At 70.1% G+C, this 15,374-nt stretch carries 14 protein-coding genes; 3 read left to right on the forward strand and 11 right to left on the reverse strand.

Features of this window, described 5'->3' with window-relative positions:
• Positions 1–28: 28 nt before the first annotated feature.
• The gene (gene gap / locus ACBJ59_RS33235; protein ID WP_375114143.1) at positions 29–1,033 is read right to left on the reverse strand and encodes a type I glyceraldehyde-3-phosphate dehydrogenase; all 1,005 of its coding nucleotides are present in this window, start codon (positions 1,031–1,033) and stop codon (positions 29–31) included.
• A gap of 184 nt (positions 1,034–1,217) precedes the next feature.
• Here gap and ACBJ59_RS33240 point away from each other — a divergent pair, with 184 nt between their 5' ends.
• Positions 1,218–1,859: a hypothetical protein gene (locus ACBJ59_RS33240; protein ID WP_375114144.1), complete on the forward strand. Its 642-nt coding sequence runs from the start codon at positions 1,218–1,220 to the stop codon at positions 1,857–1,859.
• Between the two features lie 307 nt (positions 1,860–2,166).
• Here the strand turns inward: ACBJ59_RS33240 and whiA are convergent, their stop codons facing one another.
• The 8 genes from whiA to uvrA form a co-directional block, all read right to left on the reverse strand.
• Positions 2,167–3,147 carry a DNA-binding protein WhiA gene (gene whiA / locus ACBJ59_RS33245; RefSeq protein WP_185103354.1) on the reverse strand — a complete coding sequence of 327 codons (981 nt, stop codon included), beginning with the start codon at positions 3,145–3,147 and terminating at the stop codon, positions 2,167–2,169.
• Positions 3,148–3,218: 71 nt separating this feature from the next.
• Complete coding sequence (gene yvcK / locus ACBJ59_RS33250; protein WP_375114176.1) at positions 3,219–4,133, reverse strand: uridine diphosphate-N-acetylglucosamine-binding protein YvcK; 915 nt, start codon at positions 4,131–4,133, stop codon at positions 3,219–3,221.
• Between the two features lie 89 nt (positions 4,134–4,222).
• A complete protein-coding gene (rapZ, locus tag ACBJ59_RS33255) occupies positions 4,223–5,089 on the reverse strand; it encodes an RNase adapter RapZ (RefSeq protein WP_375114145.1) in 867 nt (288 codons plus the stop codon).
• Between the two features lie 229 nt (positions 5,090–5,318).
• On the reverse strand, positions 5,319–7,223 hold the full coding sequence (gene uvrC / locus ACBJ59_RS33260; protein WP_375114177.1) for an excinuclease ABC subunit UvrC: 1,905 nt from the start codon (positions 7,221–7,223) through the stop codon (positions 5,319–5,321).
• A 108-nt stretch (positions 7,224–7,331) separates the two neighbouring features.
• Complete coding sequence (locus tag ACBJ59_RS33265) at positions 7,332–7,793, reverse strand: Rieske (2Fe-2S) protein (protein WP_364120359.1); 462 nt, start codon at positions 7,791–7,793, stop codon at positions 7,332–7,334.
• A 46-nt stretch (positions 7,794–7,839) separates the two neighbouring features.
• On the reverse strand, positions 7,840–8,301 hold the full coding sequence (locus ACBJ59_RS33270; protein WP_364120362.1) for a Rieske (2Fe-2S) protein: 462 nt from the start codon (positions 8,299–8,301) through the stop codon (positions 7,840–7,842).
• 103 nt (positions 8,302–8,404) lie between these two features.
• Positions 8,405–8,809 (reverse strand): Rieske (2Fe-2S) protein, encoded by a 405-nt coding sequence (locus tag ACBJ59_RS33275; protein ID WP_375114146.1) that lies wholly within the window; start codon positions 8,807–8,809, stop codon positions 8,405–8,407.
• 241 nt (positions 8,810–9,050) lie between these two features.
• Positions 9,051–11,891, reverse strand: coding sequence for an excinuclease ABC subunit UvrA (gene uvrA, locus ACBJ59_RS33280; protein ID WP_375114147.1), 2,841 nt, complete (start codon positions 11,889–11,891; stop codon positions 9,051–9,053).
• A gap of 216 nt (positions 11,892–12,107) precedes the next feature.
• On the opposite strand from uvrA, the gene ACBJ59_RS33285 reads away from it, so the two are divergent.
• Entirely contained in the window at positions 12,108–13,058 is a 951-nt protein-coding gene (locus ACBJ59_RS33285; RefSeq protein ID WP_375114148.1) for a maleylpyruvate isomerase N-terminal domain-containing protein, read from the forward strand.
• A complete protein-coding gene (locus ACBJ59_RS33290) occupies positions 13,055–13,714 on the forward strand; it encodes an MBL fold metallo-hydrolase (RefSeq protein WP_375114149.1) in 660 nt (219 codons plus the stop codon). Before ACBJ59_RS33285 ends, ACBJ59_RS33290 begins: the two co-directional genes overlap by 4 nt.
• Positions 13,715–13,854: 140 nt before the next feature.
• Here the strand turns inward: ACBJ59_RS33290 and pssA are convergent, their stop codons facing one another.
• Positions 13,855–14,679: a CDP-diacylglycerol--serine O-phosphatidyltransferase gene (gene pssA / locus ACBJ59_RS33295; RefSeq protein WP_364120377.1), complete on the reverse strand. Its 825-nt coding sequence runs from the start codon at positions 14,677–14,679 to the stop codon at positions 13,855–13,857.
• A complete protein-coding gene (locus tag ACBJ59_RS33300) occupies positions 14,666–15,277 on the reverse strand; it encodes a phosphatidylserine decarboxylase (protein ID WP_375114150.1) in 612 nt (203 codons plus the stop codon). Before ACBJ59_RS33300 ends, pssA begins: the two co-directional genes overlap by 14 nt.
• Between the last annotated feature and the right edge of the window lie 97 nt (positions 15,278–15,374).

The following is a 15,374-nucleotide window of genomic DNA, read 5'->3' on the forward strand; positions in this document are numbered from 1 at the left end:
CTCCTTGTTCCGCTCCTGCCGCGTCGCGTCAGAGACCGCGGCCGACCAGCTCGATCAGGTCGGCGAGGCGGTTGGAGTAGCCCCACTCGTTGTCGTACCAGCCGACGACCTTCACCTGGTTGCCGATGACCTTGGTGAGGCCGGCGTCGAAGATGCACGAGGCCGGGTCGGTCACGATGTCGGAGGAGACGATCTCGTCCTCGGTGTAGCTGATGATGCCCTTGAGCGGGCCCTCGGCGGCGGCCTTGACCGCGGCGTTGACCTCCTCGACGGTGACGTCGCGGCTGACGTCGACGGTGAGGTCGGTGGCCGAGCCGGTGGGGATCGGCACGCGCATGGCGAAGCCGTCGAGCTTGCCCTTCAGCTCGGGCAGAACCAGGCCGATGGCCTTGGCGGCGCCGGTGGAGGTGGGCACCACGTTGAGGGCGGCGGCGCGGGCGCGGCGCAGGTCCTTGTGCGGGCCGTCCTGCAGGTTCTGGTCCTGCGTGTAGGCGTGGATGGTGGTCATCAGACCCTTCTCGATGGTGAAGGTGTCGTGCAGGACCTTGGCCATCGGCGCCAGGCAGTTGGTGGTGCAGGAGGCGTTGGAGATGATCGTGTGCCTGGCCGGGTCGTAGTCGCCGTCGTTGACGCCCATGACGACGGTGACGTCCTCGTTCTTCGCCGGGGCGGAGATGATGACCTTCTTCGCGCCGTTGTCGGCGTGCACCTTCGCCTTGGTGGCGTCGGTGAACAGGCCCGTCGACTCGACGACCACGTCGACACCGAGGTCGCCCCAGGGCAGCTTGCCCGGGTCGCGCTCGGCGAAGACCTTGATCGCCTTGCCGTCGACGGTGATCTCATCGCTCGTGGCCTTCACCTCGTACGGCAGGCGGCCCAGAATGCTGTCGTACTTCAGCAGGTGGGCAAGCGTCGCGTTGTCGGTCAGGTCGTTGACCGCGACGATCTCGATGTCCTTGCCGCTGGCGGCGACAGCGCGCCAGAAGTTGCGACCGATGCGGCCGAAGCCGTTGACGCCTACGCGGATGCTCACGGGAACCGATCTCCTCGAACAGATGGCGGGCTGAAACCTCAACCACGAACCTTATCGGACCCAAATTGGTTTAGACCACTGCAGGTACCAGCATGTGAATCGCGGTTCTGGCGACACGTTTTGCGAGGTTCGAGTAAAGTGCCCGACTCGTCGGAGTAAATTCGTGCATTCTCTGGGGGCTGAGATGTCACATAAGCGGTCCGGCCTACTATCCGGGCTCGTCGTAGGTCTGCTCGCGGCGCTCGTGTGCGCGGCGGGTCTGGGGGCGGCCGTCCTGTTCCAGGGCAGCATGCCGGACGCCGTGATGGAGTTCGGGGGCGGGCTGCCCATCTCGCTGGCCCTGTCGCTGCTGATCGCCGTACTGGTCGCCCTCGCGATCGGCGCCGTACGCCCGCACAGCCTCGTCCTGCTCCCGGTCGCGGCGCTGTACGCGGGCGGCGCCGTGCTGGCCGGGCAGGTCACCGGCTCGTCCGTGCTGATCGGCACCGCCCTGCGCTCACCCGGCGGGCGGGCACCCGGTGGCATGGACGACATCAACCTGCCCAACTTCAACGCGGGCCTGCCGGACGCGCTGTCCCTCTACCGGGCGCCGCTGGCGGAGTCGTGGGCGGCCTGGCTGTGCATCGCCGTGGCGGCCGTGGCCGCCTTCGCCCTGGTCAACCTCCGGGTCGTACGCGTACGCCGCGCCCGGGGCGCCCAGGCGGCCGCCCCGGAAGCGGAGGAGACGCAGGAGCCGGAGTACCGGGCCCCGTTCGAGCCCGCCCAGCAACCCTCCCCGAAGCCCGCCGCCGACCTGTTCACCCCCCGCAAGTCCACCGGCGACTGACCAGCGGCCAGCCCCTTCTCACCCGAAGGACAGGCGCTTACGGCACGGCGGGCACCACCCCAGCCCGCCCAGCCGCCACAAGCATCAGCCCGCGCCCGGCCGACCGGCCACACCGCCCGGCCACGCGGCCGCCACGCGCCGTCCGCCGTGCCGGGCCGCCCGACCACTCCGGCCGAGACGCGCCGTCCGCCGTGCCCGGCCGACCGGCCACACCGCCCAGCCACCCCGGCTAACGCGCCCCGTGCCACCCGTAAGCCCGCGCCGTCCGGCACGTTTCGCCGGACGACCCAGGACGCGCCGCACCCCCTCACGGGGCGAGCATGTCCACTGTGAGATTGGCCTCAGTGTTGGGGATGCCCAGATCGGACGCCCGCTTGTCCGCCATCGCCAGCAACCGCCGGATCCGCCCCGCGATCGCGTCCTTGGTCAGCGGCGGATCGGCGATCTGCCCCAGCTCCTCCAGCGAAGCCTGCTTGTGCTCCACCCGCAGCCGCCCGGCGACGACCAGATGCTCGGGCGCCTCCTCACCGAGGATCTCCAGCGCCCGCTGCACCCGCGCCCCCGCCGCCACCGCGGCCCGCGCGGAGCGCCGCAGGTTGGCGTCGTCGAAGTTGGCCAGCCGGTTCGCGGTGGCCCGGACCTCGCGGCGCATCCGCCGCTCCTCCCAGGCGAGCACGCTGTCGTGCGCCCCGAGGCGGGTGAGCAGCGCGCTGATCGCGTCGCCGTCGCGCACCACGACCCGGTCCACGCCGCGCACCTCGCGCGCCTTGGCGTGGATCTTCAGCCGCCGCGCCGAGCCCACCAGCGCCAGCGCGGCCTCGGGCCCCGGGCAGGTGACCTCCAGCGACATCGACCGTCCGGGCTCGGTCAGCGAGCCGTGCGCCAGGAAGGCGCCGCGCCAGGCGGCCTCCGCGTCGCAGGCGGCCCCCGCCACCACCTGGCGGGGCAGGCCGCGCACCGGGCGGCCGTGGTTGTCGATGAGACCCGTCTGGCGGGCCAGCGCCTCACCGTCGCGGTAGACGCGCACCACGTACCGCGAGCCCTTGCGCAGCCCGGCGGGCGCGAGCACGAGCACCTCCGCCTTGTGCCCGAACACCTCGCCGATGTCCTTGATCAGCCGCCGTGCGGTCGCGTTGGTGTCGAGTTCGGCCTCGATCACGATCCGCCCGCCCACCAGGTGCAGGCCGCTGGCGAACCGCAGCAGCGTCGAAACCTCCGCCTTTCGGCAGCACGGCTTGAGCACCGGCAGGCGGCTCAGTTCGTCTTTCACCACACCTGTCATCGCCATGCGTTAGTCCTCTCCCCCATTCAGACCGGCTCCCTTGAGTCTCTCGCACCTTCGCGCCACGCCGACCAGGATCAACGCTTCGAGAGGAAAATCTCGTCCAGGACGGAGGCAAGACGTCGTGGGTCATGCCTCGGGGAGCCGTCGGCGGCGGCCACGTCGGCCATGACAAGGCGCGCGCCGAGCGCGGCGGCGGCCTTCTCCAGGGCGTCGGGGTCGTCCACGATCCCGGTGTCGGCGAGCACCACGTCGATCGACAGGTCGGGGGCGTGCTGCCGGAGCACCTCCAGATGTTGCTGGGGGGAGAAGTCGTCGGTCTCGCCCGCCTGGGGGGCCAGGTTGAGCGTGACGAGCCGTTTGGACCTGGTGCTGTGCAGCGCCCTGGCCAGCTCGGGCACCTTGAGATGCGGCAGCACGCTGGTGAACCACGACCCGGGCCCGAACACCACCCAGTCGGCCTCCAGCACCGCCGTGACCGCCTCCGGCCGCGCCGGCGGGTCCTCGGGCACGAGGGAGATCGCCTGCACCCGGCCGGGGGTCAGGGCGCACGCCACCTGCCCGCGTACGGTCGAGATGACGCCGTCGAGCTCCACCTCGGCCACGATGTCGAGCGGCACGGAGGCCATCGGCAGCACGCGGCCGTGCGCGCCCAGCAGCCGCCCGACCCAGTCGAGCCCGGCCACGGGGTCGCCGAGCAGCTCCCACAGCGCCACGATCAGCAGGTTGCCGACGGCGTGCCCGTGCAGCTCGCCCTCGCTGCGGAAGCGGTGCTGCACCACCTCGCTCCAGGTGCTGCCCCACTCGTCGTCGCCGCACAGCGCGGCCAGCGCCATGCGCAGGTCGCCGGGCGGCAGCACGCCGAGCTCGCGGCGCAGCCGCCCGCTGGACCCGCCGTCGTCGGCGACGGTCACCACGGCGGTCAACCGGTCGGTGACCATCCGTAATGCGGACAGGGACGCGTAAAGCCCGTGTCCTCCGCCCAGCGCCACGACCGGCGGCCCGAGCCGGACATAGCCCGGCCCATCATCCGAAGGACCCTCTACCGCATGCGGCAAAGCAGCTTCGCGGTCTTCATCGGTCACTCCCGCCCCACATCCCGGTGGCTCACCTGGACCTCCATCCCGCGGTCGCGCAGGCGGGCGGCGACCTGCTCGGCCATGGCCACGCTGCGGTGCTTGCCACCCGTGCAACCCACCGCAAGCGTCGCATAGCTCTTGCCCTCGCGCGCGTAGCCGGCGGCGACCACCTGCAGGACCTCCTCGTACGCGTCGAGGAACTCCTTGGCCCCCGGCTGCCCGAGGACGTAGTCGCTGACGGGCGCGTCGAGCCCGTTCATCGGCCGCAGCTCGGGCACCCAGTGCGGGTTGGGCAGGAACCGGCAGTCGACCACGAGGTCGGCGTCGACGGGCAGCCCGTACTTGAACCCGAACGACACGACGTTGAGCCGCAGCCCGGGCCGGTCCTCCCCGCCGAAGTAGGCGACGATCTTGTTGCGCAGGTCGTGCACGTTGTGCGTGGAGGTGTCGATCACCAGGTCGGCGTTCGCGCGCACCTCCCGCAGGATCCCGCGCTCGCGCGTGATCCCGTCGACCAGCCGCCCCTCGCCCTGGAGGGGGTGGGGCCTGCGGACGTTCTCGAACCTGCGCACCAGCTCCTCGTCGCTGGCCTCCAGGAACACCACCCGCACGCGTACGCCGCGCCCTTCGAGCTCCTCGATGGCCGCGTTGAGATCGGTGGTGAAGGCCAGGCTGCGCACGTCGACGACGGCCGCCACCTTGTCGGCGGCCAGCTTGACCTTGCCCGCCTCCTCGGCCATCGCGAACAGCAGCCCGGGCGGCAGGTTGTCGATGACGAACCAGCCCAGGTCCTCCAGTGCCTTGGCGGCGGTGCTGCGCCCGGCCCCGGACATGCCGGTGACGATGACGAACGCCGGCTCGGTGCTCATCGCGTCATCCCGCCCGGCGCCCGCCTCACCACGCGCGGGACTCGCCTCGTCACGTGCGGGGCTCGCCTCGTCACGTGCGGGGCTCGCGGCGCCGGGTGCGGCGTTCGCGCCTCCACGTGCGGCGGCGTTCATGGCCTGCCTCCGTCCGGCCGTTCCCAGGTGGCCCGGCCGCCGTGGCGGGCGGGGCCGTATGGACGTGCGGTGCGAACACCCTGGCATCCTGGCGAGATCAAGGTGACTCTCCTTTCAGCGTCGACACGATGACCTCGGCGATGGACGGGCCGATGCCGGGAACCTCGCAGATTTCGGCGGCAGTGGCCTCGCGTAGCTTTTTCACGGAGCCGAAGTGCTTGAGCAGCGCCTGCCTGCGCGCCGGCCCGAGGCCGGGCACGCTGTCGAGCGCGCTCTCCTTCACCGTCTTGGACCTCTTGGAACGATGGTAGGTGATGGCGAACCTGTGTGCTTCGTCTCGCACACGTTGCAGCAGGTAGAGACCCTCGCTTGAACGTGGCATGATCACCGGCTGGTCGTCGCCGGGCAGCCACACCTCCTCCAGCCGCTTGGCCAGGCCGCACACGAACACGTCGTCGATGCCGAGCTCGTCGAGGGCCCGCTGCGCGGCGGCCGCCTGCGGGCCGGCGCCGTCGACCACGACGAGGTTGGGCGGGTAGGCGAACTTGCGCGGCTTGCCCGTCTCCGGGTCGATGGGCCCGTGGCCGCTGTCGTCGTCGGGCGCCAGCTCGCCGGTGGCGGAGCGTTCCTCCAGGTAGCGGCGGAACCGGCGCATGATCACCTCGTGGATCGAGGCGACGTCGCCCTCCTTGGTCTTGACGGCGAAGCGCCGATATTCGCTCTTGCGGGCCAGGCCGTCCTCGAACACCACCATCGACGCCACGACGTTCTCGCCCTGCAGGTGGGAGACGTCGTAACACTCGATGCGCAGCGGCACCTGGTCGAGGTCGAGCGCGTCGGCGATCTCCTGCAGCGCCTTGCTGCGGGTGGTCAGGTCGCCGGCGCGGCGGACCTTGTGCTGCGCGAGCGACTCCTTGGCGTTGCGCTCGACGGTCTCCATCAGCGACTTCTTGTCGCCCCGTTGCGGCACGCGCACCTCGACGCGGGCGCGGCGCTGCTCGGTCAGCAGCTCGGCGACCGCCTCGTTGTCGGGCGGCAGCGCGGGCACGAGCACCTCGCGGGGCATCGACTCGGGGCCGGCCTCGGCGTACATCTGCAGCAGGAACTGCTCGACGAGCTCGCCCGGCGTGGTCTCCTCGACCTTGTCGACCACCCAGCCGCGCTGGCCGCGGATGCGGCCGCCGCGTACGTAGAAGACCTGTACGGCGGCTTCGAGCGGATCTTCGGCCAGCGCGATGACGTCGGCGTCGGTGCCCTCGCCGAGCACGACCGCCTGCTTCTCCAGCGCCCGCTGCAGCGCCTGGATGTCGTCGCGCAGCCGGGCCGCCCGCTCGTATTCCTGCTCGGCGGCGGCCTCGCGCATGTCCTTCTCCAGCCGCTTGATGAAGCGGCCGGTGTTGCCGGCCATGAAGTCGCAGAAGTCTTCGGCCAGGTCGCGGTGCTCATCCGGGGTCACCCGGCCGACGCAGGGCGCCGAGCACTTGTCGATGTAGCCGAGCAGGCAGGGCCGGCCGATCTGCCCGGCCCGCTTGAAAACCCCGGCGCTGCACGTGCGCACCGGGAAGACGCGCAGCAGCAGGTCGACGGTCTCGCGGATGGCCCAGGCGTGGGAGTAGGGGCCGAAGTAGCGGGTGCCCTTGCGCTTGGCGCCGCGCATGACCTGCACGCGCGGGAAGTCGTCGCCCATGGTCACCGCGAGGTAGGGGTAGGACTTGTCGTCGCGGTATTTGACGTTGAAGCGGGGGTCGAACTCCTTGATCCAGGAGTATTCGAGCTGCAGCGCCTCCACCTCGGTGCCGACGACCGTCCAGTCGACGTCGGCGGCCGTGGTCAGCATCGACTGCGTGCGCGGGTGCAGGGCCGAGAAGTCGGCGAAGTAGGAGTTGAGCCGCTGCCGCAGGCTCTTGGCCTTGCCGACGTAGATCACCCGGCCGTGCGCGTCCCTGAACCGGTAGACCCCGGGGGACTCGGGGATCGACCCCGGTTTGGGCCGGAAACTCAAGGTGCTGCCCGCTGATCTCGCCACGTTGCCAGCCTAGTAGCCCTCACCGACAAGGTGGCCCGCCGTACTCTTCGCGAAGGTACGGCGGGCACGTCCCGATCCGGCCTGCTATGCCAGCATGATCTGGTCGCCCTCGACCTTGATCGCCTGGGCCGGCAGCGGCTTCTCCGCCGGGCCGCCCGCCACCGCGCCGTCCGCGATGGCGAACTTGCTGTTGTGGCACGGGCACACGATCGTGCCGCCCTCGACGCTGCCGACCGGGCAGCCCTTGTGCGTGCAGATCGCGCTGAAGGCCTTGAACTCGCCCTCCGTCGGCTGCGTCACCACGATCTTCTGATCCTTGAAGACCGTGCCGCCGCCCACGGGGATGTCGGCGGTCTTGGCCAGCGCGCCGCCTGCCTGCGGCGCGCTGGACTCCGGCGTGCTCGCCTGGGGCGCGCTCGATTCGGTGGCGGTGTCCGCCGTCTGCGCAGTGTCGGTGCCGCCGCTGCACGCGGTGATCGCCAGCGCCAGGCCACCCGCTCCGACGCTTGCGAACACCGCCCTGCGGCTCTGAAGGTCTTGTCCCATGCGCCTCACCCAAACGCACTCAGGTGAGAAATTCATGAGACCTGGGTCAAGCTAGCCTGATCTTGTCCCCGTCGACCTTGATCTGCTTCTCCTCCAGCGGGTCGCTCGCCGGACCGTCCGCCACGGAGCCGTCCGCGATGTTGAACTTGCTCCCGTGGCAGGGACAGTTGATGGTCTGGTTCGACACGGTGGCGACCGTACAGCCGGCATGGGTGCAAACCGCCGTGAACGCCTTGAACTCCCCCGCCGTCGGCTGCGTCACCACGATCTTCTGGTTCTTGAAGACCTTCCCGCCGCCCTCGGGGATGTCACTGGTGTCGGCCAGCGCCTTGGCCTTCGACTCGCTCTTCTTCTTCGGGGCCGCGGACGACGCCTCCTCCTCGGGGGCCGACGGCTCCTCGTTCGCTTCCGTCGTCGGCGCGCCGTAGCTCGCGCAAGCCGTCAGTACGGCCGCCAGCCCAGCGCTCCCGGCACCGAACACCACCGTCCGCCGCGTCGTTTCCGTCATGGTGCGTCCTCCCAGATTGGCTTTCACTTCAGGTACGGCCAGCGCCCTGGCGCCGGTTCAGCGTGCCCGATGCCAATCCCGGTAACTACGCACTATTACCTGTTCAGACGACCACGATGCCGTCGCCCTCGACCTTGATCTGGAAGGAGGCCAGCGGCGCGGTGGCCGGGCCCTTGGTGGCCTTCCCGCTGTCGGTGGCGAACTCGCTGCCGTGGCAGGCGCACCTGATCACGTTGTCCTTGGGTGTGCTGACCTGGCAGCCCTTGTGCGTGCACAGCGCGCTGAACGCCTTGTAGACGCCCTCCGTCGGCTGCGTCACCACGACCTTCAGGTCCTCGAGCAGCTTGCCCCCGCCCACCGGCACGTCGGCCGTCTTCACCAGGACCTTGCCCTTGAGGCTCGGCTTGGCCTCGGCACCCCCCGTGCCGCACGCGGCCAGCGCCAGCCCGCACGCCGCGACGCCTGCCGCGCCGAGCATCTCCCGCCGTCCCAACCCGTTTTCGGACATGGCTCCGCCCCCGATCCGTACCTGTTGTCGATGCCCGACCCCCGTGTCGCCTTTGCCCCCCGGAGGTGTGGCTGTTACCCGAACTCAACCCTATTGACGGACCCCCTCGGTCCGGTCATCGGGTGGCAGGCGCGCGCTCGACGGCGGCGGCCAGGCCGCGATCATGCCCCTTTCCACCGAACCCCCGCCCGCCCGGCGGCCGTACACGCGGCCGGGCCGACGGGGTCGGACAGGCGGGGCGTCAGAGGGCGAGGATCTTGCGCAGGAACCGCCCCGTGTGGCTTTCGTCCACCAGCGCGACCTCCTCAGGAGTGCCGCTGGCCACCAGCGTGCCACCACGCGACCCGCCCTCGGGCCCCATGTCGATGATCCAGTCAGCGGTCTTGATGACGTCGAGGTTGTGCTCGATGACGATCACCGTGTTACCGCCGTCCACCAGCCGCCCGAGCACCCCGAGCAGCCGCCGGATGTCCTCGAAGTGCAGACCGGTGGTCGGCTCGTCGAGCACGTAGATCGTCCGCCCGGTCTGCCGCCGCTGCAGCTCGGAGGCGAGCTTGACCCGCTGCGCCTCGCCGCCGGACAGCGTCGTGGCCGGCTGCCCGAGGCGTACGTAGCCCAGCCCCACGTCGTTGAGCGTCTGCAGGTGACGCTTGATCGCGGGGATCGCGTCGAAGAAGCCGAGCGCCTCTTCGATCGGCATGTCCAGCACCTCGGCGATCGTCTTGCCCTTGTAGTGGACCTCCAGCGTCTCCCGGTTGTAGCGGGCGCCGTGGCAGACCTCGCAGGGGACGTAGACGTCGGGCAGGAAGTTCATCTCGATCTTGATGGTGCCGTCGCCCGCGCACGCCTCGCAGCGCCCGCCCTTGACGTTGAAGCTGAAGCGCCCGGGCTGGTAGCCGCGCACCTTCGCCTCGGTCGTCTGGGCGAACAGCTTGCGTACGTGGTCGAACACGCCGGTGTAGGTGGCCGGGTTGGAGCGCGGCGTACGCCCGATCGGCGACTGGTCCACGTGGACGACCTTGTCCACCTGGTCCATGCCGTTGATCCGGGAGTGCCGCCCCGGCACCGTGCGCGCCCCGTTGAGCTCCTTGGCCAGCGCGCTGTAGAGGATGTCGTTGACCAGCGTCGACTTCCCGGACCCGGACACCCCGGTGACGGCCGTGAACACGCCCAGCGGGAAGTCGATGTCGACGCCCTTGAGGTTGTGCTCGCGCGCCCCCTTGACGGTGATCTGCCGCTTCCGGTCGCGCTTGCGGCGCTTCGCGGGGATCGGGATGCTCCTGCGCCCGGACAGGTAGGCCCCGGTCATCGACTCCTCGCTGCTGAGGAGGTCCTGCACGGTGCCGGATACGACGACCTGGCCGCCGTGCTCGCCCGCGCCCGGACCGATGTCGACCACCCAGTCGGCCGCCGCGATCGTGTCCTCGTCGTGCTCGACCACGATCAGCGTGTTGCCCATGTCACGCAGCCTGATCAGGGTGTCGAGCAGGCGCATGTTGTCGCGCTGGTGCAGGCCGATGGACGGCTCGTCGAGGACGTACAGGACGCCGACCAGGCCGGAGCCGATCTGCGTGGCGAGCCGGATGCGCTGCGCCTCGCCGCCCGCCAGGGTGGCGGCGGCGCGGTCCATGGTCAGGTAGTCGAGCCCGACGTCGAGCAGGAAGCCCATGCGGGCGTTGATCTCCTTGACCACCCGCTCGGCGATGTGCATGTCGCGGTCGGACAGCTTGAGCGCGGCCAGGAACTTGGCGCACTCGCCGATCGACATGGCCGCGACCTCGGCGATCGACTTCCCGGCCACCGTGACCGCCAGGGTGACCGGCTTGAGCCTGGCCCCCTTGCAGGCGGGACACGGGATCTCGCGCATGTAGCCCTCGAACCGCTCGCGCGCCGAGTCGCTCTCGGCCTCGGCGTGCCTGCGCTGCACCCACGGGATGACGCCGTCGTAGGTCGTGTAGTAGGAGCGCTGCCGGCCGTAGCGGTTGCTGTAGCGGACGTGCACCTGCTCGTCGTGGCCGTACAGCAGCGACTTCTGCGCCTTCTTCGGCAGCCTCTCCCACTGCGTGTCGAGCGTGAAGCCGACCGTGTGGCCGAGCGCCTCGATCAGCCTGGCGAAGTATTCGCTGGTGTGACCGCCGGACCAGGGGTGGATCGCGCCCTCGCCGAGCGTGCGCTCGGGGTCGGGCACCACCAGGTCGGGGTCGACCTCCATCTTGGTGCCCAGGCCGGTGCACTCGGGGCAGGCGCCGAACGGGGAGTTGAAGGAGAACGAGCGCGGCTCCAGCTCCTCGAACGACAGGTCGTCGTAGGGGCAGTAGAGGTGCTCGGAGTAGAAGCGCTCGCGGTTGGGGTCGTCCTCGGGAAGATCGACGAACTCGAGCGTGATCGTGCCGCCGGACAGCTGCAGCGCCGTCTCGACCGAGTCGGTGAGCCTGCGCCGCGCCGACTCCTTGACCGACAGGCGGTCGACGATGACCTCGATGTCGTGCTTCTCGTACTTCTTCAGCGTCGGCGGCTCCTCCAGGCGTACGACGGTGCCGTCGACCCTGGCCCTGGCGAAGCCCTTGGTCTGCAGCTCGCGGAACAGCTCGGCGTATTCGCCCTTGCGGCCCCTGATGACCGGCGCGAGCACCTGGAACCGGGTGCCCTCCTCCAGGTCCATCACCCGGTCGACGATCTGCTGCGGCATCTGCCTGGCGATCGGGCGCGCGCACACCGGGCAGTGCGGCTTCCCGATGCGGGCCCACAGCAGCCTCAGGTAGTCGTAGACCTCGGTGATCGTGCCGACGGTCGAGCGCGGGTTCTTGCTGGTGGCCTTCTGGTCGATGGAGACGGCCGGCGACAGGCCCTCGATGAAGTCGACGTCCGGCTTGTCCATCTGGCCGAGGAACTGGCGGGCATAGGCCGACAGGGACTCGACGTAGCGCCGCTGCCCCTCAGCGAAGATCGTGTCGAAGGCGAGGCTCGACTTACCCGAGCCGGACAGGCCGGTGAAGACGATCAGCGAGTCTCGCGGGAGGTCCAGCGAGACGTCCTTGAGGTTGTGTTCTCGTGCACCACGCACGATCAGGCGGTCTGCCACGGCGATCCCGGAAGTCGAAAGGCGGATAGGTCCACGGGGGATGGTAGACGGGGGCTCCGACAATTTCGGTGGCCCGATCCCCGGCCTCCGAAAATCCGTCCCTCACAGGTTACGGCCATCTCCCGACCAGGCAGGAGCCCTTCAACATTCAACCTCCTGACCTGCTGTTTTATGCCCTCCCCAGTGCCGACACCCTAAATGATGAAATATCAAGACATGACCGTCCTACCCGCCCTGCAGGCCGAGCTGGCCTCGGCCACCAACCAGTTGCTGGCCACGGCCGCGTCCCTGTCCGACGCCGACATCGCCGCCCCCTCGCTCCTGCCCGGCTGGACCAGGGGTCACGTCCTCAGCCACGTCGCCAGGAACGCCGACTCCCATCTCAACCTCCTGACCTGGGCGAGGACCGGCGTCCGCACCCCTCAGTACCCCTCCCTCGAGGCCCGGACCGCCGAGATCGAGGCCACCGCCGCCCGACCGGCCGCCCGCCACCTGGCCGACCTCGAGGAGCGCTCCGCCCGCCTGGCCGCCGCCATCCGCGATCTCCCCGCCAGGGCCTGGTCGGCGCAGGTGGAGCCCATGCGCCCGCCGCCCCATCCCGCCTGGTACATCCTGGTACGCCGCCTGCGCGAGATCGGCTTCCACCACGTGGACCTGGCCGCCGGGTACGGCCCGGAGGACTGGCCGGACTCGTTCGTACGCAGGGAGCTGCACGACTGCCTGGCCACCTGGCCACGCGACCACAGCACGGTGAGCGAGATCATCTTCCTCGCCGAACGCCCCACCCACGCCACCGGACACCGCGCGGCCAAGCCCGCCGCGCACCCAGCCGAGCACCCCCCGGGCGCGACCGTTCATCGCCCGGCCGCGACCGATCGCCCCACGACGAACGCATCAGCGCCGGCGGCCGAAAGCCAGGCCGAAGGCGTGACCGAAATCCTCGCCCGTTGGCGCGACCTCGGCACCGGCCCGGCCGTCCAGGGCACGATGCGCGACATGCTTGCCTGGCTCACCGGCAGGTCCGGCGGTGAGGGCGTTAGTCTGTTGCCCGTGGGGCAGTCGTTCATACCCGGCCCCGGGGGCGCGAGTCTTCCAGAGCCGCCACCGTGGCTGACGATGCCGGCCCCCGCTGATCTGCCCACGACGCCCTCAGAGGACTACCCATGACCTATACAGGTGACGTCCAGGTCGGCGGCCCCGCCGACGTGCGCGAGCTGCCCGCGCTGACGATCTGCAAGCTCGCCGTCGGCCCGTACGACAACAACGCCTACCTGCTGCGCTGCACCGAGACCGGCGAGGGGCTGCTGATCGACGCCGCCGCCGACTCCGACCGCCTGCTCGCTCTGATGGGCGACCAGCCGGTCGGCGCCATCGTCACCACCCACCAGCACGGCGACCACTGGCAGGCGCTGGAGCAGATGACCAAGGTGACGGGCGCCCAGGTGATCGCCCACCCCCTCGACGCACCCGCTCTCCCGGTGGCCGTGGACCGCACGGTCGAACACGGCGACACGATCACCTTCGGCGCGATCACCCTTGAGGTCATCCACCTGCGCGGCCACACGCCCGGCTCGATCGCCCTGCTGTACGACGGCGGCCCGGCGGCCGGCCACCACCTGTTCACCGGCGACTCCCTGTTCCCCGGCGGCGTCGGCAACACGTGGAAGGACTCCGAGCGCTTCACCCAGCTCTACACCGACGTGGTGGAGCGGGTCTTCGACCGCCTGCCCGACGAGACCTGGGTCTACCCGGGCCACGGCAAGGACACCACGCTGGGCGTGGAGCGCCCGGCCCTGCCGGCGTGGAAGGCCAGGGGCTGGTAAGGCGATCCCGCGCGCAAAGCCGTAAGGGGCGGGCACGACGGCACCAGGCCGACGAGCCCGCCCCTTACGGCAAGCGGGGCACGACGCTCCAAGCCCCAAGCAAAACCGAAGTAAGACGAAAAATCGCACCACTCAGCGCATCAGTGACCGATGCGCTGAGCCTCCTTACGCTGCTCGCGCTTGTAGAACAGCACCCGCAGCGGGATCGCGGCGACGAGCGCGATCTGCATGGTCGCGCCGATCTTGATCGGCAGGTCGCCGCCCTCGGGCCAGGCGACCCAGAAGGTCAGGAACGCCACGTTCACCATGATCCAGCCCAGGACCACCGCGGCGAGCTGCCCCTTCGGCTTGGGATATTCGATGCGGCTGACCATCAGCCAGGCCACGCCGAACACGGCCAGCAGCGACCAGATGCTCGGCTGGAACAGCAGCACGATCGAGATCACGGTCATCGCGCCCATCGGGATGGGCAGCCCCATGAAGTCGCCGCTCTTGGTCTTGACGCAGGCGAACCTGGCCAGGCGTACGACACCGGCGACCAGCACGGCCGCCGCCGCGGTGACCACGGCGGCGAAGGGCACCTGATTGGTGAACCCGCCCCAGATCACCACCATGAACGCGGGCGCGAACCCGAAGCTGATGACGTCGGCCAGGTTGTCCAGCTCGGCGCCCATCGCGGAGGCCCGGAAGCGGCGCGCCACGAGCCCGTCGAACAGGTCGCAGGTCGCACCGATGAGGAGCAGCACGATCGCGGTGGCGAAGTAGCTGGGCGCGGGCGTGAAGCGCCCGCCGTCCACCTGGAGCTGCTGGATGGCGGAGTACGCCAGCACGCACACCGCGAGGAAACCGCAGACGGCGTTGCCCAGGGACAGCGAGTCCGCGGCGGACAGGCGGAACGCCTTGCCGACGGGCCCGCGAGGCTCTTCCTCTTCCGCCTGCCAGCTACCGGCGTCAGCCGCGGTCAATTCTGGTCACCCCCGCAACCGTCTTCTCACCCACGGACACCGCGGGGGAGATTCCTTCGGGAAGGTAGATGTCGACCCGGGAACCGAACCTGATGAGCCCGATCCGCTCGGCCTGCGTGACCTTCGCGCCGGCACTCAGGTACGGCACGATCCTGCGCGCCACCGCACCCGCGATCTGCACCATCTCGATGTCGCCGAGCGTGGTCTCGAAATGCCACACCACGCGCTCGTTCTGGTCGCTGTCCTTGTTGAACGCCGGCAGGAACCCACCTGCCACATGCTGCACGGAGGCGACATTTCCCGCAAGAGGGGCACGGTTGACGTGCACGTTCAGTGGGCTCATGAAGATCGCGACCCTGGTGCGGCCGTCCGGCCAGGGATCGATGCTCTGCACCACGCCGTCGGCGGGCGACAGGATGCGCCCCTCCCCCGGCGTGCGGTGCGGGTCGCGGAAGAACCAGAGCATGCCCCCGGCGAGCGCGCTCAGCGGCACCGCCGCCAGCGCCCATCGCCGGTCTCGGCGCGTCAGCAGCGCGGAGGCGGCCGCCGCGGCCGCCGTCGGGAGGAGCCACGGGGAGACCCCGCGCGCGAGCCTCATACGGCTCGGCTTAGCAGAATCGTCGGACACGTACAACCTTTGGTGGTTTCTGGACTGGGCGCTTTGCCGTGATGTTACCGAACGAGTAACTGTGGCA

This window comes from Nonomuraea sp. MTCD27, from assembly GCF_041950495.1.
In the GTDB taxonomy this organism is placed as follows: Bacteria; Actinomycetota; Actinomycetes; order Streptosporangiales; family Streptosporangiaceae; genus Nonomuraea.